This is a genomic window from Enterobacter cloacae complex sp. 394F7, from assembly GCF_057320385.1.
On sequence record NZ_JBXWCS010000007.1, the window covers coordinates 209,144 to 233,222 of the forward strand.

22 protein-coding genes are annotated in these 24,079 nt (G+C 54.0%); 15 read left to right on the forward strand and 7 right to left on the reverse strand.

What is annotated here, in order from left to right:
* Positions 1–13: 13 nt before the first annotated feature.
* The gene (locus tag AC2FAK_RS12650) at positions 14–919 is read left to right on the forward strand and encodes a LysR family transcriptional regulator (RefSeq protein ID WP_095455251.1); all 906 of its coding nucleotides are present in this window, start codon (positions 14–16) and stop codon (positions 917–919) included.
* A 23-nt stretch (positions 920–942) separates the two neighbouring features.
* Here AC2FAK_RS12650 and AC2FAK_RS12655 read toward each other — a convergent pair whose 3' ends face one another.
* Together AC2FAK_RS12655 and AC2FAK_RS12660 are read right to left on the reverse strand one after the other, a co-directional pair.
* Positions 943–1,371, reverse strand: coding sequence for an OsmC family protein (locus tag AC2FAK_RS12655; RefSeq protein WP_020690322.1), 429 nt, complete (start codon positions 1,369–1,371; stop codon positions 943–945).
* Between the two features lie 81 nt (positions 1,372–1,452).
* Positions 1,453–2,346 carry a LysR family transcriptional regulator gene (locus AC2FAK_RS12660; protein ID WP_170942752.1) on the reverse strand — a complete coding sequence of 298 codons (894 nt, stop codon included), beginning with the start codon at positions 2,344–2,346 and terminating at the stop codon, positions 1,453–1,455.
* Positions 2,347–2,457: 111 nt separating this feature from the next.
* On the opposite strand from AC2FAK_RS12660, the gene AC2FAK_RS12665 reads away from it, so the two are divergent.
* The 6 genes from AC2FAK_RS12665 to adhP all read left to right on the forward strand — a co-directional run bounded on the left by AC2FAK_RS12665 (position 2,458) and on the right by adhP (position 9,106).
* Entirely contained in the window at positions 2,458–3,309 is an 852-nt protein-coding gene (locus AC2FAK_RS12665) for a Vmh family MBL fold metallo-hydrolase (protein ID WP_095455253.1), read from the forward strand.
* Between the two features lie 232 nt (positions 3,310–3,541).
* Entirely contained in the window at positions 3,542–3,757 is a 216-nt protein-coding gene (gene bdm, locus AC2FAK_RS12670; RefSeq protein WP_008501713.1) for a biofilm-dependent modulation protein, read from the forward strand.
* A 95-nt stretch (positions 3,758–3,852) separates the two neighbouring features.
* The gene (gene sra, locus AC2FAK_RS12675) at positions 3,853–3,990 is read left to right on the forward strand and encodes a stationary-phase-induced ribosome-associated protein (protein WP_013096533.1); all 138 of its coding nucleotides are present in this window, start codon (positions 3,853–3,855) and stop codon (positions 3,988–3,990) included.
* Between the two features lie 176 nt (positions 3,991–4,166).
* Positions 4,167–5,864, forward strand: coding sequence for an NAD-dependent malic enzyme (locus AC2FAK_RS12680; RefSeq protein ID WP_013096532.1), 1,698 nt, complete (start codon positions 4,167–4,169; stop codon positions 5,862–5,864).
* Between the two features lie 326 nt (positions 5,865–6,190).
* The gene (locus tag AC2FAK_RS12685) at positions 6,191–7,900 is read left to right on the forward strand and encodes an ABC-F family ATP-binding cassette domain-containing protein (RefSeq protein WP_095455254.1); all 1,710 of its coding nucleotides are present in this window, start codon (positions 6,191–6,193) and stop codon (positions 7,898–7,900) included.
* 195 nt (positions 7,901–8,095) lie between these two features.
* A complete protein-coding gene (gene adhP / locus AC2FAK_RS12690; RefSeq protein WP_013096530.1) occupies positions 8,096–9,106 on the forward strand; it encodes an alcohol dehydrogenase AdhP in 1,011 nt (336 codons plus the stop codon).
* A gap of 61 nt (positions 9,107–9,167) precedes the next feature.
* Here adhP and araJ read toward each other — a convergent pair whose 3' ends face one another.
* Positions 9,168–10,343 (reverse strand): MFS transporter AraJ, encoded by a 1,176-nt coding sequence (gene araJ, locus AC2FAK_RS12695; protein WP_095455255.1) that lies wholly within the window; start codon positions 10,341–10,343, stop codon positions 9,168–9,170.
* A 167-nt stretch (positions 10,344–10,510) separates the two neighbouring features.
* Here araJ and ppk2 point away from each other — a divergent pair, with 167 nt between their 5' ends.
* The 3 genes from ppk2 (at position 10,511) to AC2FAK_RS12710 (ending at position 11,944) form a co-directional block, all read left to right on the forward strand.
* Positions 10,511–11,329 (forward strand): polyphosphate kinase 2, encoded by an 819-nt coding sequence (gene ppk2 / locus AC2FAK_RS12700; protein WP_013096528.1) that lies wholly within the window; start codon positions 10,511–10,513, stop codon positions 11,327–11,329.
* 103 nt (positions 11,330–11,432) lie between these two features.
* Positions 11,433–11,621, forward strand: a complete 189-nt coding sequence (locus AC2FAK_RS12705) for a type II toxin-antitoxin system CcdA family antitoxin (protein WP_095455256.1) — start codon at positions 11,433–11,435, stop codon at positions 11,619–11,621.
* On the forward strand, positions 11,621–11,944 hold the full coding sequence (locus AC2FAK_RS12710; protein ID WP_095455257.1) for a CcdB family protein: 324 nt from the start codon (positions 11,621–11,623) through the stop codon (positions 11,942–11,944). The genes AC2FAK_RS12705 and AC2FAK_RS12710 overlap by 1 nt, the downstream gene beginning before the upstream one ends.
* A gap of 54 nt (positions 11,945–11,998) precedes the next feature.
* Here AC2FAK_RS12710 and fdnI read toward each other — a convergent pair whose 3' ends face one another.
* The 3 genes from fdnI to fdnG are packed head-to-tail and all read right to left on the reverse strand — an operon-like array spanning position 11,999 to position 16,591.
* The gene (gene fdnI, locus AC2FAK_RS12715) at positions 11,999–12,655 is read right to left on the reverse strand and encodes a formate dehydrogenase-N subunit gamma (protein ID WP_013096526.1); all 657 of its coding nucleotides are present in this window, start codon (positions 12,653–12,655) and stop codon (positions 11,999–12,001) included.
* Positions 12,648–13,532: a formate dehydrogenase subunit beta gene (gene fdxH / locus AC2FAK_RS12720; RefSeq protein ID WP_320736873.1), complete on the reverse strand. Its 885-nt coding sequence runs from the start codon at positions 13,530–13,532 to the stop codon at positions 12,648–12,650. The genes fdnI and fdxH overlap by 8 nt, the downstream gene beginning before the upstream one ends.
* An 11-nt stretch (positions 13,533–13,543) precedes the next feature.
* Entirely contained in the window at positions 13,544–16,591 is a 3,048-nt protein-coding gene (gene fdnG / locus AC2FAK_RS12725) for a formate dehydrogenase-N subunit alpha (protein WP_095455258.1), read from the reverse strand.
* Positions 16,592–16,959: 368 nt separating this feature from the next.
* Here fdnG and yddG point away from each other — a divergent pair, with 368 nt between their 5' ends.
* The 3 genes from yddG to AC2FAK_RS12740 all read left to right on the forward strand — a co-directional run bounded on the left by yddG (position 16,960) and on the right by AC2FAK_RS12740 (position 20,215).
* On the forward strand, positions 16,960–17,838 hold the full coding sequence (gene yddG / locus AC2FAK_RS12730; RefSeq protein WP_095455259.1) for an aromatic amino acid DMT transporter YddG: 879 nt from the start codon (positions 16,960–16,962) through the stop codon (positions 17,836–17,838).
* Between the two features lie 625 nt (positions 17,839–18,463).
* Entirely contained in the window at positions 18,464–19,537 is a 1,074-nt protein-coding gene (gene ompC, locus AC2FAK_RS12735; protein ID WP_095455260.1) for a porin OmpC, read from the forward strand.
* Between the two features lie 141 nt (positions 19,538–19,678).
* Entirely contained in the window at positions 19,679–20,215 is a 537-nt protein-coding gene (locus AC2FAK_RS12740) for a dihydrofolate reductase family protein (protein ID WP_095455261.1), read from the forward strand.
* A 62-nt stretch (positions 20,216–20,277) separates the two neighbouring features.
* On the opposite strand, the gene AC2FAK_RS12745 is transcribed toward AC2FAK_RS12740, so the two are convergent.
* Positions 20,278–21,765 carry an MFS transporter gene (locus AC2FAK_RS12745; RefSeq protein WP_095455262.1) on the reverse strand — a complete coding sequence of 496 codons (1,488 nt, stop codon included), beginning with the start codon at positions 21,763–21,765 and terminating at the stop codon, positions 20,278–20,280.
* Positions 21,766–21,881: 116 nt separating this feature from the next.
* On the opposite strand from AC2FAK_RS12745, the gene AC2FAK_RS12750 reads away from it, so the two are divergent.
* The gene (locus tag AC2FAK_RS12750; protein WP_013096517.1) at positions 21,882–22,457 is read left to right on the forward strand and encodes a TetR family transcriptional regulator; all 576 of its coding nucleotides are present in this window, start codon (positions 21,882–21,884) and stop codon (positions 22,455–22,457) included.
* Between the two features lie 207 nt (positions 22,458–22,664).
* Positions 22,665–24,053, forward strand: coding sequence for a NarK family nitrate/nitrite MFS transporter (locus tag AC2FAK_RS12755; protein WP_095455263.1), 1,389 nt, complete (start codon positions 22,665–22,667; stop codon positions 24,051–24,053).
* Positions 24,054–24,079: the final 26 nt, after the last annotated feature.

The window sequence follows — 24,079 nt, forward strand, 5'->3', positions numbered from 1 at the left end:
TCGAGAGAAAAAGATGGACCAGCTCATGGCGATGCGCGCCTTCACGCGGGTTGTGGAAACCGGGAGCTTTACCCGAGCGGCTGATTCGCTAAACATGCCCATTGCCACACTGAGCAAGCTTGTGAAAGCGCTTGAGGCGCATCTTGAAATACGGCTGCTGCACCGTACCACCCGCCGGGTGGTCACGACGCCGGAAGGCGCGGAGTATTATGAAAAAGCGGTCAGGGTGCTCATTGATATCGAAGATATCGATACCTCGTTTCGCGTCTCTCACGCCACACCGAAAGGACATCTGCGGGTGGATATTGGCGGTTCGACTGCCCGCGACGTGCTCATCCCCCTGCTCCCGGATTTCATGCAGCGCTACCCGGATATTCGCATCGATCTTGGCGTGGCGGATCGTCCTGTTGATTTGATCAGCGGCAACGTGGATTGTGTGATCAGAGGCGGTCCGCTGAACGATTCCACCCTTATCGCCCGTCATCTGGGCGACGCCGACATGGTGACCTGCGCAACGCCGGGCTATCTGAAAAAGCACGGCGTTCCGGCTAATCCGCAAGAGTTGCGCAACGGACATAAACTTATAAGCTATCTCTCCCCGGTCACCGGGCGACCCTTTCCGTTTCGCTTCAGGAAAGGCGGTGAGGTGCAGGAGATCGGCATTTCGCACTATCTCGGCGTTAATGAAAGCAATGCGCACCTGGCAGCGGCGGTGGCAGGATTGGGCATCATTCAGACGTTTACATATTCAGCAAAGGCATATCTTCAGGCGGGTACGTTACAAGAAATTTTAAGCGACTGGCACCCGGCGGCGTATCCGTTTCACGTGGTTTACCCGCAAAACCGGCATCTGACGCATCGGCTTAAGGCGTTTATTGCATGGCTGGCAGCGGTTTTTCCTGCTGCGCTGAAGGGATAGCCGGGCCTTCGCCCGGCTCAGGCTTAATTAAGTTTATAGTCCAGCGTGATTTCCGCTTTCAGTACCTGCGACACCGGGCATCCTGCTTTCGCTTTCTGGATGATGCCGTCGAATTTCTGCGGGTCGATACCCGGTACGGTGACCTTGCTGTTTAGCGCAATTTTGCTGATCGCGAAGCCGCCATCGGTTTTATCCAGCGAGACATCCGCTGTGGTATCGATGGAATCTGCGGTATAGCCCGCTTCACCAATCATCAGCGACAGCGCCATTGAGAAACAGGCGGCGTGAGCTGCGCCAATCAACTCTTCCGGGTTAGTGCCTTTAGCGCCTTCGAAGCGGGTGTTAAAGCCGTAAGGTTGTTGATTCAGGACGCCACTTTCCGTTGAGACCGTCCCTTTGCCATTTTTGATATCACCAGACCAGTGTGCCGAACCGTGCTTATGAATCGTCATTCTTGCTCTCCTTTTGGCTTACAAAGGGGTAAGTATAGACGATGGTTCCGGCACACCCAGGAACACAGACAATTCTGTAACCTATACCCGCTGCGCGTCGCCTGACAGATGGTGCGCTATCTCATCAAGAAACACGCGCAACGCCGCGGGCTGATACTCCCGGGACTGATAAATACCGTGAATGGCTAACGCTTTGGGCGTCAGGCTGCTCAGCACCGGGACCAGCATGCCCTGTTCAATCGCGGCATGTGCTTCCTGCTCCGGCAGCATGGCAATGCCGCAATGCTTCACCGCCGCCTCCATCAACAATGACGAGATGCTGGCGCTGAGGTTGCCGCTCACGGCGACGCTGACGTTTTCCCCTTCCGGCGTCAGGAAGTGCCACGCCTGACCGGCGAAAAAGCTGTAGTGCAGACAGTTGTGCTGCGCTAACTCCTCCACCTGCTCTGGCGTGCCGTGGGTTGCAAGATACTGCGGCGACGCGCACAGCACGGAACGACACTCCCCGAGCCTGCGGGCGATCATCCCGGGCTCTGGGTTATCCGTGATGCGGATCGCCACATCAATGCGTTCCCCTACCAGGCTCACCGGATGGTTGTTCACATCCAGCTCAATGCGCAGCTGCGGGTAGCGCGAAAGCAAGCCGGGCAGCACCGGGGCAATCAGATGCATGGCGGTAAAATGGGCGCAGGCCACCCGTAGCGTGCCTGAAGGGAGATCTTTCTCCGACTGACCCTCAATTTCCTGCGACAGCTGGGACAGCGTTCGCGTTTTTAGCAGCACCTTCTCTCCGGCCGCCGTCAGCGTCAGCTTGCGCGTCGAGCGGTTTACCAGCCGCGTACCGGCCCACTTCTCCATTTGCTCAAGATAGCGGCTCACCATCGGACGGGAGATCCCCAACGCCCGGGCCGCTGCACTCAGGCTTCCCAGCTCGCATATCCGGTTATAGACCTGAGCGGCAATAACGCGATCCATATCACACCCCATTTGCTCGATTTATGAAACAAAGCATGTCTTGTTTCAGGAATTCTGGCAAATGCGAATATCCGTACAATAAAGACTTTCCTGAACAACAGAGACATCAGAATGAAATTCACTCACCTTGCTCTGCTCTCCACACTTATCACGCCCGCGGTGTTGGCTGCGCCATTAACCATTGATACCTATAACCCGCAGGACAAAGGGATGTTTGCGGTCTCCTCCACGCTGGTCTCTGGTCCAAAAGAGGCCGTGCTGTTTGACGCCCAGTTCAGCGTCAAAGATGGCGAAGCGCTGGTCGACAAAATTCGCAAAAGCGGGAAAACCCTGAACAAAATCGTTATCACCTCTGGCGATCCGGATTTCTATTTTGGTCTGCAACCGCTGGTGAAAGCCTTCCCGAATGCCAAAGTGGTGGCCACACAGCAGGTGGTTGACCATATCAAGGCCACCAAAGACGCCAAGCTTGCCTTCTGGGGGCCGCAGATGAAAGACGGTGCACCAACCAAACTTATCGTTCCGCAGGTGCTGGCATCCACTACCTTCATGGTGGACGGCGAGAAGATTGATATCGAGCAGCCAGAAAGCTACGCCGCCTATGTCTGGATCCCTTCGGCAAAAACTATCCTCGGTGGTACCGGTGTCGCCTGGGGTATCCACGTCTGGACGGCAGACACCCAGACGCCAGCCAACCGCAAGCAGTGGCAACAGACGCTGGAAAGCATGGCGGCACATAAGCCTGAACGCGTGATCCCGGGTCACTATCTGGGAACACCACCGGCAGGGAGCGGTGCTCTCGACTTTACCCGTAATTATCTCCAGCGCTTCGAACAGGCGTTGTCAGAACATAAAACATCGACAGGCGTGATCAGCGCCATGAAAAAACAGTATCCGGGTCTGGCTGAAGAGAGCTCGCTAGAATTAAGCGCCAAAGTGAATACCGGCGAAATGAAGTGGTAATGTAAAATCTGCTCCTGCTATATTTCAGTGATAGCAGGAGCACCTGCAAAATATCCTCGCGGCAAACCCTCAATATATCCTACCATTCTAAAAGCACATAAAAGCATGCACTTATGTCATTTTTATTTCTAAGATGAATCTTAGACACAGCGGCCAAAATATTTGCCATTCTGTTTGTGAATTAAATTTTTTGCGAGCCGTACCATTAAACAGACAACGACACGGAGGCAGCATGTTTACTTATTACCCGGCCAATACTGCAGCAGCACAACCTGAACTCGTTAACGCGATTGCACAGGGTCTTCACGCCGAGCATGGTGCTGTGACTGAAGATGACATTTTGATGGAACTGACCAGGTGGGTGGAATCCACAGACAATGACATCCTCAGTGACATCTACCAGCAGACCATTAACTACGTCGTCAGCGGGCAAAACGCACCTTTGTAAAAACCTGCTAAGCTGGATCTGCAACCTAAGGGGTTACATTTCGTTTGCGTAAGCGAACTGGTCCTTAAAACTATCAACAGGATTGAGGAGTTAACATGAAATCGAACCGTCAGGCACGCCATATACTGGGACTGAACTACAAGCTTTCTAATCAACGTAAAGTGGTGATTGAAGGCGACAGTGAAACACAGGTCACTCACGCCACCGGCAGAAAACGCCACGCGGGCAAGTAAGTTCCCAGGAGAGATCCTCAACACCATCGGCAAAACCGATGGTGTTTTTGTTTATGTGTTGCGGTAATTAATATTTAGCTCCTTTATAATACCGCCTGACCGCACCCCATCGCACAGGCCAGAAAGATGACAAACAGCAGTGTCAGGGACGGATCTTCAAAAAAAGAGTGAGTGACATGGACAACAAACTGAAAAAACATCGTTCCCTATATATCCCTTATGCCGGCCCGGTATTACTCGAATTCCCCCTGCTCAACAAAGGTAGCGCCTTCAGCATGGAAGAGCGCAGCAGCTTCAACCTGCTCGGTTTGCTGCCAGAAGTGGTGGAAACCATTGAAGAACAGGCAGAGCGCGCGTGGATCCAGTATCAGGGTTTCAAAACCGAAATCGACAAACATATTTACCTGCGCAACATTCAGGACACCAACGAAACCCTCTTCTATCGTCTGGTACAAAATCATCTCGAAGAGATGATGCCGGTGATCTACACCCCAACGGTGGGTGCCGCCTGCGAACGCTTCTCAGAGATCTACCGTCGCTCCCGTGGCGTCTTTATCTCTTATCAGAACCGCCACAACATGGACGATATTCTGCAGAACGTGCCGAATCACAATATCAAAGTGATCGTGGTGACCGACGGCGAACGTATTCTGGGTCTCGGTGACCAGGGTATTGGCGGCATGGGGATCCCAATCGGTAAGCTCTCTCTGTATACCGCCTGCGGCGGCATCAGCCCGGCGTATACCCTGCCGGTGGTGCTGGATGTGGGCACCAACAACCAGCAGTTGCTTAACGACCCGCTGTATATGGGCTGGCGTCATCCGCGTATTACCGACGATGAGTACTATCAGTTTGTCGATGATTTCATCCAGGCGGTCAAGCACCGCTGGCCGGACGTGCTGCTGCAGTTTGAAGACTTCGCGCAGAAAAACGCGATGCCGTTGCTGAACCGCTATCGCGATGAGATCTGCTCTTTTAACGATGATATTCAGGGCACCGCCGCGGTCACCGTCGGCACGCTGATTGCCGCCAGTCGCGCGGCAGGCAGCCAACTGAGCTATCAGAAAATTGTCTTCCTGGGCGCAGGCTCTGCGGGTTGTGGTATCGCCGAGCAGATTATCGCCCAGACGCAGCGTGAAGGGCTAAGCGAAGAGCTGGCGCGCTCCCGCGTGTTCATGGTCGACCGTTTCGGCCTGCTGACCGACGGCATGCCAAACCTGCTGCCGTTCCAGACCAAGCTGGTGCAGAAACGTGAGAATCTGAAGAACTGGGACACCGACAACGAAGTGCTCTCTCTGCTGGACGTAGTGCGCAACGTGAAGCCGGATATCCTGATTGGCGTCTCCGGTCAGACGGGGCTGTTCACCGAAGAGATCATTCGTGAGATGCACAAGCACTGCGAACGCCCTATCGTGATGCCGCTCTCCAACCCGACCTCGCGCGTGGAAGCAACGCCGCAGGACATCATTGCCTGGACCGAAGGGAACGCGCTGGTCGCAACCGGCAGCCCGTTCGATCCGGTGGTGTGGAAGGACAAAACCTATCCTATTGCCCAGTGCAACAACTCCTATATTTTCCCGGGCATTGGTCTGGGTGTGATCGCCTCCGGCGCGTCGCGCATTACCGATGAGATGCTGATGTCGGCAAGCGAAACCCTGGCGGGCCACTCGCCGCTGGTGAACGATGGCGAAGGCCTGGTGCTGCCAGAGTTGAAAGACATTCACAAGGTGTCACGTGCTATCGCGTTCGCGGTCGGGAAAATGGCCCAGCAGCAGGGTGTGGCGGTGAAAACCTCTGCCGACGCGCTGCAGCAGGCCATCGACGACAACTTCTGGATGCCGGAATACCGCAGCTACCGTCGTACTTCGATCTAACACTGTGTTCCGACCGTTCCCTCTCCCACCGGGAGAGGGAATTACATTCGCCCCCCTAGCCAAACCGCCTTTCCCCCGCTACACTCCTTTCATCCATTAACCCACTGAATATATAAGGAGGCCAATTATGCTGTACTGTGAAATTTTCAATGTTTCACATGCATTTGGTGATCGCACCAGCTCAAGCGTTATCGGTATCGTGCTGCGATAACTTCTGCTTGAGCGAAGACACCAACCCCTGAAATCCCTTCTCTCGGGCTTACTGAGTTATCGTCAGCGATGTTTGACGAGGCATAAACATGCCTGTAACTCTTGGGTAAGCAACAATGAGCACTTTACTCACTGCACAATCTTTACGTGTTGATACGGCGTTTGGCACGCTCTTCGACTCCCTCTCCTTTACGCTGAAAAAAGGCGACCGCATTGGCCTGCTGGGCGATAACGGCTGCGGCAAAAGTACGCTGCTGAAGGTGCTGGACGGCACAGATTCTCCCGCTGCCGGAAGCGTCGCGCTGGCCGGACACTGTCTGATGGCACGCGTTGAGCAACATCTGCCAGAAGCCATTTATCCCCTGACCATGTTGGACGCCGTACTGGCGCAACTGCCCACGACTGAGCGCGAGAGCCTGCGCTGGAAAGCTGAAACGCTGCTGGCGGGTATGGGCTTTACGCCGCAGGACATGGCCTTAACGTCGGCGACGCTGAGCGGCGGGCAACACACGCGTCTCCTGCTCGCGCGGGCGTTGATCGGCGAGCCGGATCTGTTACTGCTGGACGAGCCGAGCAACCACCTCGATTTGCCTACCATGCTCTGGCTGGAGCAGTTTTTACAGAACTGGTCCGGCAGCTTTGTACTGGTCTCGCACGACAGGCAGTTGCTGGATGCCATCACCAACGGCAGCTGGATCCTGCGCGATAAGATGTTGCACTACTTCGCCCTTCCCTGCACCGCCGCGCGCCAGGCGCTGGTGGCGAAAGACGAAAGCGATGCGCTGCGGCATAAGGCGGAGCAAAAGGAGATCGACCGCGTAACCGCCAGTGCCAGACGGCTGGCCACCTGGGGCAAGGTCTACGATAACGAAGATCTGGCCCGCAAAGCCAAACAGATGGAAAAACAGGTCGAGCGGCTAAAGGAGAGCCAGACAGAGCTCACGGCAGGCAGTCCGTGGACGTTAACCCTGCGTGGTGATGCCCTGCGGGCAGACCGGCTACTGGAGATGGAAAACCTCGGCGTACCGCCTGCACCTGGGTTGCCAGACCTGTTTCACGTCGACATTGCGCGGCTGAAAAGTGGCGATCGCGTGGCTATCGTCGGGCGTAACGGCTGCGGCAAATCATCGCTGATGAAGCTCATCTGGCGGCATTTCTCAGGTGAACCGTCAGAGGCTGGGCTAAAACTCCATCCTCGCGTGTCGCCAGGCTATTACGACCAGACGCTGAATCAGCTTCCGGATGAGGCAACGATCTTCGACGCGCTGGAGCCTTTTGCGCCAGCGCCACAGGATCGCAAGATGGCGCTTATCAGCGCCGGGTTCCCGTGGGCGCGTCACGGGCAAAAGGTCAGCACCCTCAGCGGCGGGGAGCGTTCGCGCCTGCTGTTTGTCGGCCTGACGCTTGCCCGTTATAGCCTGCTGATGCTGGATGAGCCTACCAACCACCTGGACATGGAAGGCAAAGAGGCGCTGGCCACTACCCTGCAACAGTTTGACGGCGGAGTGCTGCTGGTCAGCCATGACCGGCAGCTGATCGCCCAAAGCTGCAATCGCTTCTGGCTGATTGAGGACGGTTTGCTTAGCGAATGGCATGACGCCGAAGCGGTATTCGAACGGCTGCGTGAACGCACAGGCCTGATGGCGTCGTCGGCGTCACCCGCAGTCGCGGATGTTAAAGCGCAAGCCTCGGACGATCTGCTTGAAAGGCTGATCGCGCTGGAAACGCTACTGGCAGAAGACCTGGCGCGTAAGCCTAAGCATCAGAAACCACATCTGCAGGCGCAATGGCGCAAAGAGATTGAGGTGATAGAAGCAAAACTGTAGATCTGTGCCCGGCGAGCTTCTCGCCGGGCCAGTGAATTCCCCCCTAATTATTAGAGGATCGCTGTATTCTTAATCTGAAATCGCATCAATTGGTGACATTATGTTGCCGCCGCCTTGCATAACTCCTCTAAACTATTAATCCTTAAGTAGTATTCCCCTGCGATACACATACCCATCAAAAACAAGGAGAAACCTATGAAGGCTGCTGTTGTTACACAGGATCATCAGGTCAATGTTACCGAAAAAACCTTACGCCCACTGAAGCACGGCGAAGCCCTGCTCAAAATGGAGTGCTGTGGCGTTTGCCATACTGACCTCCACGTCAAAAATGGCGATTTCGGTGATAAAACCGGTGTGATCCTGGGCCACGAAGGGATTGGGATCGTGAAAGAAGTTGGGCCTGGCGTGACGTCATTGAAAGTCGGCGACCGCGCAAGCGTCGCGTGGTTCTTTGAGGGCTGCGGCCACTGTGAATACTGTAATACCGGCAACGAAACCCTGTGCCGCGATGTGAAAAACGCCGGTTATTCCGTTGATGGCGGCATGGCTGAAGAGTGCATTGTCACCGCGGATTACGCGGTAAAAGTGCCTGACGGGCTGGATTCGGCTGCGGCCAGCAGCATAACCTGTGCCGGCGTCACCACTTACAAAGCGGTAAAAGTCTCCCATATCAAGCCGGGCCAGTGGATTGCGATCTACGGCCTGGGCGGACTGGGTAACCTCGCGCTGCAGTATGCGAAAAACGTCTTCAACGCCAAAGTCATCGCCCTTGACGTTAACGACGAACAGTTGAAGCTGGCAGCGAGCATGGGGGCAGACTTAACCATCAACTCCCGCAGCGAAGATGCCGCTAAAATCGTGCAGGAAAAAACCGGCGGCGCGCATGCGGCTGTGGTAACCGCGGTCGCGAAAGCAGCGTTTAACTCGGCGGTGGACGCGGTGCGTGCCGGTGGCCGCGTGGTGGCCGTTGGCCTGCCGCCGGAAGCCATGAGCCTTGATATCCCCCGTCTGGTGCTGGACGGTATCCAGGTGGTCGGCTCGCTGGTTGGTACCCGTCAGGATCTGCAGGAAGCGTTCCAGTTTGCTGCCGAAGGCAAAGTGGTGCCAAAAGTGACGATGCGCCCATTGGAAGATATCAACGCCATCTTCAAAGAGATGGAACAGGGCCAGATCCGCGGCCGTATGGTGATTGATTTACGCTCGTAACGGTCCGTTTCCGCTAACCGCTCCGTTTATGGAGCGGTTTTTTATGACCACATTCCGGCATTCAGGCCAGCGCACGAGTACCAGACTGAGCCCGCCGGGCGCGCAAATAGCCATACGCCAGCAGCGCGCTCATCGCCAGGAAGGATAATATCGCCGCCGGTAGCGTGACATAGCTCCAGCTAAAACCGAGCGTAATCATCATTCCGCCAAAATACGCGCCAATCGCACTGCCCAGGTTAAAGGCCATCTGTCCGCCTGCGGCACCAAGCATTTCCCCTCCTTTCGCATTTTGCAGCAGCAGAATTTGCAGTGGTGCAGAGAGTGCGAACAGCCCGGCACAGCAGATGAACCCCATCACCAGCGACGCGGTTTTCTGTTCGCCAAAGGCGAAAAGCACTAACAGTGAGGCGACAATCACCATATCGGTGGTGGCAGCAATACGCAGCGGGCTGAAACGACCCGATAGTTTCCCGCTCAGCAGGTTACCCAGCACCATGCCGAGGCCCATTAACATCATGATGATCGTCATCAACCCCTCGGAGAAGCCAGAGACATTGACCATAAACGGCTTCACAAAACTGAACCACGCAAAAACGCCAGCGTTGCCAAACATGGTGGCAGCGAAAATCAGCCACGGCTCCGGTTTTTTCAGGAAGTGAAACTGCTTGGTGAGTTTTATTTCTGATGCGTCATGAAGGTTTGGTACCCACACCAGCACCGAGAGGATCACCAGTGCGTCAAACAGGGCAATCAGGAAAAAGGTATAACGCCAGTTGAATGTATGCCCCAGCCAGGTTCCAAACGGAACCCCCACCAGATTCGCCACGGTCATCCCGGCGATCATCCCCGCCACGGCCACCGTCACCTTACCCGGTGGCGCTATTTTCGAGAGGATAATCGCCCCCACGCCGAAAATTGCGCCGTGCGGGAACCCCGAGATTAAGCGCCCTGCCGCCAGCCAAAAATAGGATGTGGAAAAGGTAAACATCGCGTTGCCCACCGCACACAGGGCAACCAGAAACAGCAGCGTGGTTTTTAACGAGAACTTACTGGAAAACAGCGCCACAATCGGCGCGCCAATCACCACGCCAAAGGCGTAAAACGAAATCATATTTCCGGCGGAGGGAATGGAAATACCGGTATCATGCGCCAGTTCCGTCAGGACACCCATAATGCCAAATTCAGCCATGCCCAGGCCAAACGTGCTAAGGGCTAACGAGAAAATTGTCTTTTTCATACCACAACCACGAGTGAAAATTCGCAGCGGGCATTATTGAATAATCTTGTATGGTGAGCCAGTTCAAATCAGCAGACTGACACGTTAATCCATTAATTCAGGTGAATTACACTTCTTAATGCGGCCTCGCTTCTTCCCCGCGACCGGACAACCTGAGGATGACAATCATGGCAAGTAACAAGAAAACCAGCGTCGCTGTTGATGTCGTTAAAAATGCCCCTCTGAAAACAAAAGAGTATGAAAAAGAGCTTCGTCGCCTTCACGTTGAACTGGTCAAACTCCAGCAATGGGTTGTCGCCAAAGGATTGAAAGTCTGCATCGTGTTTGAGGGACGCGACGGGGCCGGTAAAGGCGGGACCATAAAAGCGATAACCGAACGCGTCAGCCCGCGCGTATTCCGGGTTGTCGCGCTGCCTGCGCCTACAGAGAAAGAGAAAACGCAGCTCTATTTCCAGCGTTATGTTCCGCACCTGCCCGCTGCCGGTGAAATCGTTATTTTTGACCGCAGCTGGTACAACCGCGCAGGCGTTGAACGGGTGATGGGGTTCTGCACGCCGGAACAGGTTGAAAAGTTTCTTGATGGCGCACCGGTGATGGAAAAAGCGATGGTCGATGCCGGGATCATTTTGCTGAAATACTGGCTTGAAGTGACGCCGAAAGAACAGGAACGCAGGCTACGCGATCGCATTAACGATGGCCGCAAGATCTGGAAATTATCGCCTATGGATATTAAATCGTTCAATTTATGGGATGAATACACCGTAGCGCGGGATGCCATGTTTGCCTCCACGGACACTGCCTGGGCACCGTGGTTTGTGGCGCGCTCGGAAGATAAAAAACGCGTGCGGTTGAATATTATTTCCCATCTGCTTTCGCAGATCCCGTATAAAGAACTTCACGTTGAAAAAGTGGATTTGCCGAAGCGCAAAATTGGCAAAGTCAAACCGACAAAATATCCTTTCCGATATATTGCGGAGAAATTCTGATAAGCTGGAAGACGGCTCGCATAATGAAGATTACCAGGGGAAACGGTATTGTTTTTTGTTGGCTGCGGTTGATAATGACCGCACCAACAAAGGAGGCTAAAAAATGAAACCAAACCGAACAGAAAACGGTAGTGGCAGACCACCCCGGACAGAGAGAATACCGCGTCAGGCCTTGACTCCAGAGGAACGCAAACGCCAACACTATCAGGATCAGGAATTCATAAAAGCCATGAATGAATTTACTGCTAAAGCGGGATTATTATCAGATGACCCTTATTTTGGAGGGCTTTAATGTGCTTTCAGTTCGATGTTTATCGTAACCCCTCAGACAAAACGCGCGAATATCAGCCTTATTTTATGATAATACAACATGACTATTATGATGATTTATCAACAAGACTGATTGTTCCTTTAAGCCATCATAATAACTTACATGGGCATTACAACGCCGCCACACCATTAATAAACATTGAATTTGAGAGATATTTTCTCAACACCGCTGGCATAACACACGTGGAGAAAAAGAAATTAAATAATAAAAATTTTGTATGTAATCTTCGCAGCGCAAGAAGTACCGTCATTGCGGCGATAGATGCGTTAGTGACGAACACATAACGTAGGCCCGCGCAAGCGAAGCGCCGCCGGGCAAAGCCGACGGCGCAGGACGTTTTACTTCATCCCTTCCGTACTCTCCTGTTTCGCTTCCTGTCGCTCCACTTCCCGGTACCAGCGTGGGTGGTGTTTCTGCGCCCAGCGGCGGCTCACCTTCCCTTCAATCATGCCTTTAATCGACCCTTTAACCCAGAATGCCATATACATATGGATCAAAATGGCATGGATCAGAATGATGGCTGAGGTTGCGTGGATCAGCAGCGCGTAGCGGATGACCTGCATCGGGAAGTACTGCGCAAAATAAGGACGCCAGATGATCACACCGGTCACCAGCAGGACGAAAATCATGCTCATGATGCTCCAGAACATCATCTTCTGTCCGGCATTGTATTTACCGACCTTCGCGACTTTATGTTCGTTCCCCTTCAGGACCTCAATAATGCCCTTCAGCCAGGGAATATCCTGCTTGTCCGGGATATTGTGGTGGACGAAACGCACAAACATAAACATCAGCACCACAAAAATCAGTACGCCAAAAAACGGGTGCAGAATACGCCCCATCTGCGGCGTGCCGAACGTTTCCGTCAGCCATTGCAGCGTCGGGAAGAAGAACGAAATTCCGGATACGGCCACCAGGAAGAAGCAGATCACCACCGTCCAGTGACAGGCGCGATCGACAAACTTTGTGCGCACTATCATTTTCGACTTACTCATGATGCTCCTCCTCGTCGTCATCCACCTCTTTATTCGGCCCGATACCGATGTAGTGATAAATCAGCCCGGCAAAGGTGGCGATAAAGCCCGCCGCCGAGAGCGGTTTTAGCGCCCCTTTCCACAGGTTGATGGAGGTATCGATCGCCGGATCTTTCGGCAGATTGTGGTACAGCTCCGGCTGATCATTGTGATGCAGAACATACATCACGTGCGTACCGCCCACCCCCTGCGGGTTGTAAATGCCCGCCTTGTCGTAGCCGCGCGCTTTCAGTTTGTCCACGCGCTGCTGCGCCACCTCCAGCATCTCTTTCTTGGTGCCGAAGTGAATGGCCCCGGTTGGACAGGTCTTGATGCAGGCAGGCTCTTGCCCGACGCTGACGCGGTCTACACACAGGGTGCATTTGTATACCCGGTTATCCTCTTTATTGAGGCGCGGGATGTTAAACGGACAACCCGCAATGCAATACCCGCAGCCGATACAGTTATCCTGCTGGAAGTCGACGATTCCGTTCGCATACTGGATGATGGCGCCTGCAGACGGGCAGGCCTTGAGGCAGCCCGGATCTTCACAGTGCATACAGCCGTCTTTTCGAATCAGCCACTCCAGCTTGCCGTTCTGGTCAGTTTCGCTAAAACGCATCACCGTCCAGGATTTGGCGCTCAGATCGGCCGGGTTGTCGTAAACGCCAACGCAGTGCCCTACCTCATCGCGGATATCATTCCACTCCGAACAAGCCACCTGGCAGGCTTTGCAGCCCACGCAGGAAGAGACATCGATAAGCTTGGCGACTTCGGCCTTATAATCCCGCGCGCGCGGCGCGGGCGTTATCGGGTTGGTCGCGGAGCGTTTAATAATGTCTTGTGTTTCCATCGCCATTTACTCGCTCCTTACGCTTTCTCGATGTTGACCAGAAACGCCTTGTACTCCGGCGTTTGCGAGTTGGAATCGCCAACGTTTGGCGTCAGGGTATTGGCGAGATAGCCTTTCTGCGTCACACCTTCAAAGCCCCAGTGCAGCGGGATACCCACGGTTTCCACCTGCTGACCATTCACGTTTAATGTCTGCAGACGACGGGTGACCACCGCAACCGCACGGATAAAGCCACGTTTGCTGCTCACCGTCACGCGATCGCCATTGGCAATCCCTTTCGCTTTCGCCAGCGTTTCGCTTATCTCCACAAACTGTTCCGGCTGCGCGATGGCGTTAAGCCGCGCGTGCTTGGTCCAGGTGTGGAAATGCTCCGTCAGGCGATAGGTGGTTCCCACATATGGGAATTTGTCCTTTTTGCCTAAACGCAACACGTCGTCAGCGTAGATACGCACGACCGGACTGGAGATAACATTTGGGTGTAGCGGGTTCGTGCCGAGCGGCGTTTCCATTGGCTCGTAGTGTTCCGGGAATGGCCCCTCTGCCAGCTTGTCGAGGGCAAACAGGCGTCCCAGCCCCTCCGGCTGCATAATAAACGGCCCGGTCTCACTGCCCGGTGGCGCGGTGTTGAAGTCAGGAATATCATTCCCCGCCCATTTCGCGCCGTTCCACGCGATCAGCATCCGTTTCGGATCCCACGGTTTACCGTTGATATCCGCCGACGCACGGTTGTACAGCACCCGACGGTTTAGCGGCCACGCCCAGGCCCAGCCCAACGTATTGCCCAACCCGGACGGGTCAGCGTTATCGCGATTGGCCATCTGGTTGCCCTGCTCGGTCCAGCTGCCGGTGTAGATCCAGCAGGACGACGCGGTGGAACCATCATCGCGCAGGAGCGCAAAGCTGTTCAGCAGTTGGCCTTTCTTCGCCACCAGATTGCCGTTGGCGTCATAGAGATCGGCCAGCGCCACGCCGTTGTTCTCTTTGGCCACCTCTTCGGATTCAGGATGATCCGGTTGCTTATAGTTCCAGCTCATCTTCAGCAACGGTTCAGCGCCTTTGCCACCTTCGGTGCGGTACATCTCACGCAGGCGATGGTAAATCCCGGCCAGAATTTCACCGTCATTACGCGCTTCACCCGGCGCATCCTGCCCCTTCCAGTGCCACTGTAACCAGCGACCGGAGTTGGCGATCGACCCGTCTTCCTCGGCAAAACAGGTAGACGGCAAGCGGAAGACCTCGGTCTGAATTGATGCGGGATCCACATCGTTCATCTCGCCGTGGTTCTGCCAGAAGTTAGACGTTTCCGTCACCAGCGGATCGATAACGACCATGTACTTCAGCTTGCTCAGGCTGCGAACCACTTTGTTTTTGTCCGGGAAGGACGCTACCGGGTTAAAGCCCTGGCAAATATAGCCCGTGACGTTGCCCTTATCCATCATGTTGAAATACTTGATGACGTCGTAGGCCTGGTCCCATTTCGGCAGCCACTCAAAGCCCCAGTCGTTCTCTTTCTGCGCCGCATCGCCATAAAACGATTTCATCAGGCTGACGTAGAACTTCGGATAGTTGCTCCAGTAGTTCACTTGCTCCGCACGCGTCGCTTTTGGCGTATTGGCCGTGAGATAGGTTTGCAGATCGGCCTGTTTTTCCGACGGCAGCGTCAGGTAACCCGGCAGGCTGGTCGAGAGTAAACCCAGATCGGTTAAGCCCTGGATGTTGGAGTGACCGCGCAAGGCATTTACCCCGCCTCCCGCCATGCCCATATTGCCGAGCAGCAGCTGAATCATCGCCATGGTACGGATGTTCTGCGCACCAACGGTGTGCTGCGTCCAGCCCAGCGCGTACAGGAACGTGGTGGTTCTGTCGGCGGCACTGGTAGAGGCCAGCACCTCACACACTTTCAGGAAGTCGGCTTTTGGCGTACCGCAGATGTTTTCTACTACGTCCGGCGTATAGCGGGAAACGTGCTGTTTCAGCAAGTTCCACACGCAGCGTGGATGACTCAGGGTTTCATCGCGTCTGGCATAGCCGTTTTCATCGAACTGGTAGTTCCAGGACGATTTATCGTACTGACGTTTGTCCGCGTCATAGCCGCTGAACAGCCCCTCATCGAAGGCAAAATCATCCCGAACCAGCAGGCTGGCGTTGGTGTAATGTTTTACGTACTCCGCGTTGATTTTATTGTTTTCAATCAGATACAGCAGCACGCCCGAGAGGAACGTAATGTCCGTACCGGAGCGGATCGGTGCATAAATATCGGCCACCGATGCCGTACGCGTAAAGCGCGGATCGACGACGATAAGCGTCGCATCGTTATTGTTTTTCGCTTCCATCGCCCAGCGGAAACCCACCGGATGGGCCTCAGCGGCGTTGCCACCCATCACCATCACGACGTTGGCGTTTTTGATATCAACCCAGTGGTTGGTCATCGCACCGCGACCAAATGTTGGAGCAAGACTTGCTACCGTTGGTCCGTGTCAGACGCGCGCCTGGTTATCAACCGCCAGCATCCCGAGGGAGCGAACAAATTTTTGCGTTAGCATGCCGGTTTCATTGCTGGCCGCCGAGGCGCACAGCATGCCGGTAGAGAGCCAACGGTTCACCGTCACGCCCTGCGCGTTCTTCTCAATGAAGTTGGCGTCGCGGTCGGCTTTCATCAGTCTGGCAATCCGGGAGAAGGCTTCATCCCAGGAAATACGCTGCCATTTGTCGGAACCCGGCGCGCGGTATTCCGGATAGCGCAGACGGCTATCGCTGTGAACGTAGTCCAGCAGTCCCGCCCCTTTCGGGCAGAGTGCCCCACGGCTCACCGGATGGTCCGGATCCCCTTCAATATGATAAATGGCCTCTCTGGCGTTCTTCGCGCCATCGCCCAGGCTATACATTAAAAGCCCACAACCCACGGAGCAGTATGTGCAGGTGTTACGGATCTCTTTGGCACGCAGCAGTTTATAGTTGCGCGCCTGAGCCAGCGCCATTTTGGGAGCGAATCCCAGCATCGCGGCTGTTGTTCCGGCCATACCGCCCGCGCAGATTTTAAAAAATTGTCTGCGGCTGACGTCCATTGTTGTCCTCATTTACGGATAAGAGCCTATCCCAGTAGGCGTAATTGTTGAAGCCAGTTTGGTGTCGGACAGCGCGCAGAAACCGGAGCGTACACGTAGTACGTGAGGATTTCGAGCACTGCCCGGCACCAAAATGGCGAATAAAATAGCCTAATGGGATAGGCGCTAAGACTTCGCGCCGCAAACTAACATTAAAGCCCCTGTTTTTTTTGCGTCAAATCAAGGTCGCCGGTGTTCGCCCCCTTAATAGTCAGCCATCTCGCATTTAAATACCTCTTTTTGATTAACGGCTTAAGAGAATAATTCGCGACCGGGGCGCGATCGGTGCTATAAGTTTTGCCTTTGGTTTTGAGAGTAATGGCAAGGGTATGGACAGAAAAAGAGCAACGCTGATTGGGCTGGCAGCAATCTTGTTATGGAGCACCATGGTGGGGCTCATTCGCAGCGTGAGTGAAGGGCTTGGGCCTGTGGGGGGCGCCGCCATGATCTATACCGTCAGCGGCTTACTCTGTCTGGTGACGGTAGGATTTCCTCAAATCCGGCGCTTCACTCCCGGCTATCTTATTGCCGGTAGCGTCCTGTTTGTGAGCTACGAAATTTGTCTGGCGCTGTCGTTAGGGTATGCGGCTACGCGTTCACAGGCGATTGAAGTCGGCATGGTGAATTATCTCTGGCCAAGTCTGACCATTGTGTTTGCCATTTTGTTTAACGGGCAGAAATCGTCCCTGTGGGTGATCCCCGGATTAGCCCTCTCTTTACTCGGTGTGTGCTGGGTATTGGGCGGCGAACAGGGGTTGCAGGTGAATGAGATTATCCGCAATGTTGTCTCCAGCCCCCTCAGCTACGCCCTTGCATTTGCCGGCGCGTTTATCTGGGCGGCGTACTGCACGGTAACCAGTAAATATGCCAAAGGACAAAACGGGATCACGCTCTTTGTGTTGCTTACCGCGCTGAGTTTGTGGGTGAAATATGCCCTAAGCGATCAACCGGAAATGGTGTTCAGCGTTCCGGTGGTGGTGAAATTACTCATGTGCGGCGTCGCACTGGGGCTGGGCTATGCGTCGTGGAATATTGGGATCCTTCACGGTAACGTCACGGTGCTGGCAGCCGTGTCCTATTTTACCCCGGTCTTATCCGCTGCGCTGGCGGCGCTGTTGTTGAGCGCCCCACTTTCCTTCTCCTTCTGGCAAGGCGCCATCATGGTCTGTGTGGGTTCTTTGCTGTGCTGGTACGCCACACGAAAATAATCTTTTCCTGATGCCGGGTTAATTACAACCCGGCCACATAATTAACATAAATTTAAAATGTGATCGCCCATACACTCTTTAGCAAAATAATAGAAAGCGGTTTAGTTTCTGTTTATATTAACTCTCGTTCGTAAAGATATGGCGCGAAAATTGACATAAACTGACACCGCGACGTAATAACTGCATAGCAAACAGTCACGTCAGTAAAAGCATAAAATAATATAATTCACTGCAAAACTTTCACTTCATACATCGAAATCAGCGTGCGGTTAATCTTATAAGCCACTGATTTTTATGCATGCAAATTTCATCAACGATTGCAAAAGCACGGAAAAAACGATAATTAACACCATGAAATAAAAATGGTAATAATTATATTCCCCGCAACGAAAATGGCGGTAAAACGCGCACAAAATGCATAATTTTCAGGCGATTTATTCGTTAAAGCTGAAATTTACCCGATCACGATCACACTAATTGAAATTATCTTTAATATTTTGAAACTTATTATTGAAAGCAGGCTACAAGATTTTTAAAAATAGCTTGCCATTGACGAACAGCCTCGTTTGGAAATCGTTCGAAGTGGTTCAGGAAATACCCAAGAAAATTATAAGGAATATTTAAGATGAAACTTAAATTAGTTGCAGTGGCGGTCACTTCCATGTTGGCAGCAGGCGTTGTAAACGCGGCTGAAGTTTTTAACAAAGACGGTAACAAGCTGGATCTGTACGGTAAAGTCACAGGTCTGCACTATTTTTCTGATGATACTGACAACGACGGCGACAAAACCTACGTTCGTCTGGGCTTCAAAGGCGAAACTCAGATCAATGACCAGATGACCGGTTATGGTCAGTGGGAATATGAGTTCAAGGGCAACCGCTCTGAATCCCAGGGTGCTGACGGTAACAAAACGCGTCTGGCGTTCGCAGGTCTGAAATTCAACGAATTCGGTTCCTTCGACTACGGCCGTAACTACGGCGTGGCGTACGACATCGGCGCATGGACTGACGTTCTGCCAGAATTCGGTGGCGATACCTGGACCCAGACTGATGGCTTTATGACTGGCCGTACAACTGGCGTAGCGACTTACCGTAACACCGACTTCTTCGGTCTGGTTGACGGTCTGAACGTTGCCGCTCAGTACCAGGGTAAAAACGACCGTAACGACATCACCGAATCTAACGGTGACGGCTGGGGTCTCTCTTCTACCTATGAATTCGACGGCTTCGCAGCGGGTGCAACCTACGCGAAATCTGACCGTACTGACCGTCAGGTTCGTGCAGCAAGCGACCTGAACGCAGGTGGCGAGAACGCAGAAGTGTGGGCAGCCGGTCTGAAGTACGATGCGAACAACATCTACCTGGCAACCACCTACTCTGAAACCCGTAACATGACAGCTTTCGGTGACGGTCACGTTGCAAACAAAGCACAGAACTTCGAAGTTGTGGCTCAGTACCAGTTCGACTTCGGTCTGCGTCCGTCCATCGCTTACCTGAAATCCAAAGGTAAAGACATCGGTTCTTACGGCGACCAGGATCTGGTGGAATACATTGACGTTGGCGCGAGCTACTACTTCAACAAAAACATGTCCACCTATGTTGATTACAAAATCAACCTGCTGGACGACAATGCGTTCACTAAAGACGCTAAGATCGCTACCGACAATATCGTTGCTGTAGGTCTGACCTACCAGTTCTAAGATTTGTCACACCAGAAAGCCAGCCCCTGCGGCTGGCTTTTTTTTGCCCCTCTGCTCGCTCTCCTGATCGTCATCCCCTGGTTCCGGTATACTGCTCTGTCGTCACTGTCCTAACGTCACAGCCTGAACAGGGAGCCTTCGATGATTACCACCCACGTTTTTATCGCCGTCAGTCTTGATGGCTACATTGCCCGCCAGGATGGCGATATCGGCTGGCTACTCCAGCGCGATGATCCAACGGAAGATCATGGCTATGATGCGTTCATTGCCGACAAAGACTGGATTGTGATGGGCCGGGGAAGCTATGAGAAAGTGCTGACCTTTGACCAATGGCCCTATAACCGACCCGTGCTGGTGCTCTCCAGTCAGCTGGCTGACACCGAGGTGCCCGAGGCGCTGAAAGGTAAAGTGCAGTTCTCCCGCTGTACCCCAAAGGAAGCGCTTGCTGAGCTGGCGGCGCAGAACGCACACCGCGTCTATTTAGATGGCGGACAGGTGATCCAGTCGTTTCTGCGCGAAGGACTGGTGGCCGATATGGTTATCACCACTGTTCCTGTCCTGATCGGCTCAGGCAAGCCACTGTTCGGCTCGCTGCCCCGGGATATCGATTTGACGCTTTTATCCACCCGCAGCTTCCCGTCGGGTCTGGTGCAATCGCACTATCGGCTGACGCGATAACGACACCGCGCCGCTGCAGCAGGAGTGAATAGCCCGAAGGTGCAGCGCCTTCGGGCTTGCATTTACTGTTGCGGCGCGTTCGCCAGGCTAAACCAAATCCCAATCGCCAGCAGCAATAACATCCCACCGGCGCTGCCTAACGCCACGCTGTGCGACGTGATAAACGCCGTTTTTGCCGCCTCAATGACGGTTTCACCGAGCGCCGGACTGAGATCCTGCGCGACCTTCATCGCTTCGCCAATGGATGACGAGGCTTTATCAGCCAGCGTTGAAGGTAAGCCCTGCGGTAGTTCAATCGACGCCGAGAAGCTGCGGGTCAGCAACAGACCAAATATCGCGATCCCCAGCCCTGCGCCCAGTTCGTAGGACATGGTTTCAATCGCCCCGGCAGCGGCGGCTTTCTCTTTCGGTGCCGCCGCCATGATTGCCGAGGTGGAGGCCAGCAGCGCACTCGCGGCGCTGAAGCCAAGCAGCACCATCAGGCACCACGCCTGCCACTGCTGCGTGCTGAAGTCGAGCATCGACAGGCCTATAAAGCTGACGGCGCTCAGCCCCATTCCGCCTGTCGCTACCATGCGCAGCCCCAGACGACCAACCAGTATCCCGGCAATCGGGCCGCTGAACCCACTGGCGACCATCAGCGGCAGCATGAACATGCCCGCTTCAAACGGGGTAAAGCCATGCACAAACTGCAGCTCCTGGGCCATCAACAATTCATACCCCACCAGGGCGATCATGGCGGTCATCGCCATCACCACCCCGCTTAAAATGATGCGATGGCAAAACAGGCGCATGTCGATCATCGGCACGCGGGCGCGAAGCTGAATACGCACGAAGATAAACAGCAATACCGCGCCGGTGAGCAGTGTACAGGCCACCAGCCATGGAGAAAGCCCGCCTTTCAGCGCGGTTTTGGCGCTATAGACCAGCAGCAAAATTGCCACAATCAGCATGACGGCATGGCTAATATTCAGCGGCTGCTCTGGGCGCCCTTGCTGACGCGGAACATAGACCGCGGCCAGCGACACCACCACCAGCACAATCGGCACGTTGATCAAAAAGACCGATCCCCAGTAAAAATGCTCCAGCAGCATACCGCCAATCAACGGGCCAAACGCCGCCCCGCCGGACCCGACCGCGGCCCAGACGCCAAGCGCGATGTTGCGATCTCGCGCGTTAATAAACAAGGTGCGTATACCCGCAAGGGTTGCCGGTATGATCATTGCCGCGCCAATTGCCAGCGAGGCGCGCGCGGCAATCAGCCAGCCCGCAGAGGGGGCAAAGGCCGCCGCCAGCGATGACAGACCAAACAGCGTGCTGCCAAGCATCAGCAGCCGTTTAAAACCGATGCGGTCGCCGAGCGCGCCCATTGGCAGCACCATACCCGCCATCACCAGCGAGTAAATATCGATGATCCACAATAATTCATTACCGCTGGCGCCCAGCGTCATGCTCAACGTCGGCGCCGCCACGTGCAGCACCGTCGCGTCAATCGCCACCGGGATATACACCAGCACGATAATCACTAACGCTAACCACTGACGAAACATAAATTTCCTTTTTATATAAAAATGGACACATGTCCAGGATGCAATCCTACGGAATGTTGAACACTTGTCCAGCTCTTTGTTACACTCGTTTCATTGCTATTTAAGAGTGAGAGAAAATGGGTTATCTGACCAGGGATGAAAGACGGGAAGAGATCTTACAGGCCGCTATGCGCGTGGCGCTGGCCGAGGGATTTTCCGCCATGACGGTGCGCCGCATCGCCTCCGAAGCCGGTGTCGCAACCGGGCAAGTGCATCACCATTTCACCTCCGGCGGTGAGTTAAAATCGCTGGCCTTTATCCGGCTGATCCGCGAACTGCTGGATGCGGATGTGGTCGGGGAACACGCCAGCTGGCGGGCACGTTTACATGCCATGCTCGGCAGCGATGACGGCAGGTTTGAACCCTACATTCGCCTCTGGCGAGAAGCGCAAATCCTCGCAACCCGCGACGCAGAGATCAAGGGCGCGTATGTGCTGACAATGGAGATGTGGCATCAGGAAACGGTTGCCCTTATTGAAGCTGGCAGGAATGCAGGCGTATTCCGTTCCGGTGACCCGGCAGCAAGTATTGCCTGGCGTTTAATTGGCCTGGTGTGTGGCCTTGACGGCATATATCTATTAAACATGCCTGAAATGGATGACGCTGCGTTTAATAATCATCTTGATAAATTAATTTCTCTGGAGTTGTTTTAATACTCCCTTCTGAGTATTTAAATCCCACCGTTACAATTAGTAACACATTAGGCGAACCCCTATTTCATTTCCAAACTCTGGGGTTCGCTTTTTTATCTATCCTTTCAGATGTATCTCAATACTTCCAATAACCACAATACCAGATCTTCACATATCTAGCTGTTTTTACTTATTTTTTATCTCCATTTGGGTAAGCAAGAGGGCGATATGTCACAACAAAGTGAGAAAAGTCATCACCATCTTTTAAGTAACTGGAAACCGGAAAATCCGCAATTCTGGGAGAATAAAGGCAAACATATCGCGCGAAGAAACCTATGGATTTCTGTGGCTTGCCTGCTATTGGCCTTTTGCGTCTGGATGTTATTTAGTGCCATTGCGGTTAACCTCAATAAAGTCGGATTTAATTTCACTACCGATCAGCTTTTTATGCTAACGGCATTACCTTCTCTCTCCGGCGCAATATTGCGTGTCCCCTACTCTTTTATGGTGCCGATATTTGGCGGACGTAACTGGACAGTATTGAGCACCGTGATCCTGATTATCCCCTGCGTCTGGCTGGGGATTGCCATTCAGAACACCGCGACGCCTTACTGGGTCTTTATCGTCATTGCCCTGCTCTGCGGTTTTGCGGGCGCTAACTTTGCCTCCAGCATGGGGAATATCAGCTTTTTCTTCCCGAAATCCAGACAGGGTAGCGCGCTGGGAATCAACGGCGGGCTGGGAAACCTGGGCGTCAGCGTAATGCAGTTGATTGCGCCACTGGTCATTTTTCTGCCGATGTTCACCTTTCTGGGGGTAAACGGTGTGCCTCTGGAGGACGGGTCCACCATGTGGCTGGCGAATGCCGCCTGGATCTGGGCCCCGCTTCTGCTGCTGGCCACCATTGCGGCGTTTATTGGCATGAACGATATCGCCAGCTCAAAAGCCTCTATCGCCAGCCAGCTTCCGGTACTTAAGCGGTTTCATCTCTGGCTGCTGAGCCTGCTCTATCTGGCGACCTTCGGCTCGTTTATCGGTTTCTCGGCAGGCTTTGCCATGCTGTCGAAAACCCAGTTTCCGGACGTTAACATTCTTCACCTTGCCTTCTTTGGCCCCCTGATTGGTGCGCTGGCGCGTTCAGCGGGCGGGATGATCTCCGACAGGCTGGGCGGCGTGCGCGTCACGCTCATCAACTTTGTCTTTATGGCCATCTTTAGCGCCCTGATCTTCCTGACCCTGCCCGGCTCGGGCTCCGGCAGCTTTGTCGCGTTTTATCTGGTCTTTATGGGGCTGTTCCTCACCGCCGGGCTGGGCAGCGGCTCAACCTTCCAGATGATTGCGATTATCTTTCGCCAAATCACCATCGACCGGGTGAGAAAGCAAGGTGGCACGGATGAACAGGCGCAGCATGAAGCCGTGACGGACACCGCTGCCGCGCTGGGCTTTATCTCTGCCATTGGTGCAGTAGGCGGATTTTTTATCCCTAAAGCCTTCGGCACCTCGCTGGCGATGACCGGATCGCCGGTCGGCGCCATGAAAGTCTTCCTCGTGTTTTACATCGTCTGCGTGCTCGTCACCTGGCTGGTGTACGGCCGTAAATCCTCACAAAAAAAATAACTACATCTTCGCCGGAGCGTGATGCA

Coding starts and splice junctions, on each gene's coding strand:
- AC2FAK_RS12650 (WP_095455251.1), top strand. CDS start 14: ATGGACCAGCTCATGGCGATGCGCGCCTTCACGCGGGTTGTGGAAACC.
- AC2FAK_RS12655 (WP_020690322.1), bottom strand. CDS start 1,371: ATGACGATTCATAAGCACGGTTCGGCACACTGGTCTGGTGATATCAAA.
- AC2FAK_RS12660 (WP_170942752.1), bottom strand. CDS start 2,346: ATGGATCGCGTTATTGCCGCTCAGGTCTATAACCGGATATGCGAGCTG.
- AC2FAK_RS12665 (WP_095455253.1), top strand. CDS start 2,458: ATGAAATTCACTCACCTTGCTCTGCTCTCCACACTTATCACGCCCGCG.
- bdm (WP_008501713.1), top strand. CDS start 3,542: ATGTTTACTTATTACCCGGCCAATACTGCAGCAGCACAACCTGAACTC.
- sra (WP_013096533.1), top strand. CDS start 3,853: ATGAAATCGAACCGTCAGGCACGCCATATACTGGGACTGAACTACAAG.
- AC2FAK_RS12680 (WP_013096532.1), top strand. CDS start 4,167: ATGGACAACAAACTGAAAAAACATCGTTCCCTATATATCCCTTATGCC.
- AC2FAK_RS12685 (WP_095455254.1), top strand. CDS start 6,191: ATGAGCACTTTACTCACTGCACAATCTTTACGTGTTGATACGGCGTTT.
- adhP (WP_013096530.1), top strand. CDS start 8,096: ATGAAGGCTGCTGTTGTTACACAGGATCATCAGGTCAATGTTACCGAA.
- araJ (WP_095455255.1), bottom strand. CDS start 10,343: ATGAAAAAGACAATTTTCTCGTTAGCCCTTAGCACGTTTGGCCTGGGC.
- ppk2 (WP_013096528.1), top strand. CDS start 10,511: ATGGCAAGTAACAAGAAAACCAGCGTCGCTGTTGATGTCGTTAAAAAT.
- AC2FAK_RS12705 (WP_095455256.1), top strand. CDS start 11,433: ATGAAACCAAACCGAACAGAAAACGGTAGTGGCAGACCACCCCGGACA.
- AC2FAK_RS12710 (WP_095455257.1), top strand. CDS start 11,621: ATGTGCTTTCAGTTCGATGTTTATCGTAACCCCTCAGACAAAACGCGC.
- fdnI (WP_013096526.1), bottom strand. CDS start 12,655: ATGAGTAAGTCGAAAATGATAGTGCGCACAAAGTTTGTCGATCGCGCC.
- fdxH (WP_320736873.1), bottom strand. CDS start 13,532: ATGGCGATGGAAACACAAGACATTATTAAACGCTCCGCGACCAACCCG.
- yddG (WP_095455259.1), top strand. CDS start 16,960: ATGGACAGAAAAAGAGCAACGCTGATTGGGCTGGCAGCAATCTTGTTA.
- ompC (WP_095455260.1), top strand. CDS start 18,464: ATGAAACTTAAATTAGTTGCAGTGGCGGTCACTTCCATGTTGGCAGCA.
- AC2FAK_RS12740 (WP_095455261.1), top strand. CDS start 19,679: ATGATTACCACCCACGTTTTTATCGCCGTCAGTCTTGATGGCTACATT.
- AC2FAK_RS12745 (WP_095455262.1), bottom strand. CDS start 21,765: ATGTTTCGTCAGTGGTTAGCGTTAGTGATTATCGTGCTGGTGTATATC.
- AC2FAK_RS12750 (WP_013096517.1), top strand. CDS start 21,882: ATGGGTTATCTGACCAGGGATGAAAGACGGGAAGAGATCTTACAGGCC.
- AC2FAK_RS12755 (WP_095455263.1), top strand. CDS start 22,665: ATGTCACAACAAAGTGAGAAAAGTCATCACCATCTTTTAAGTAACTGG.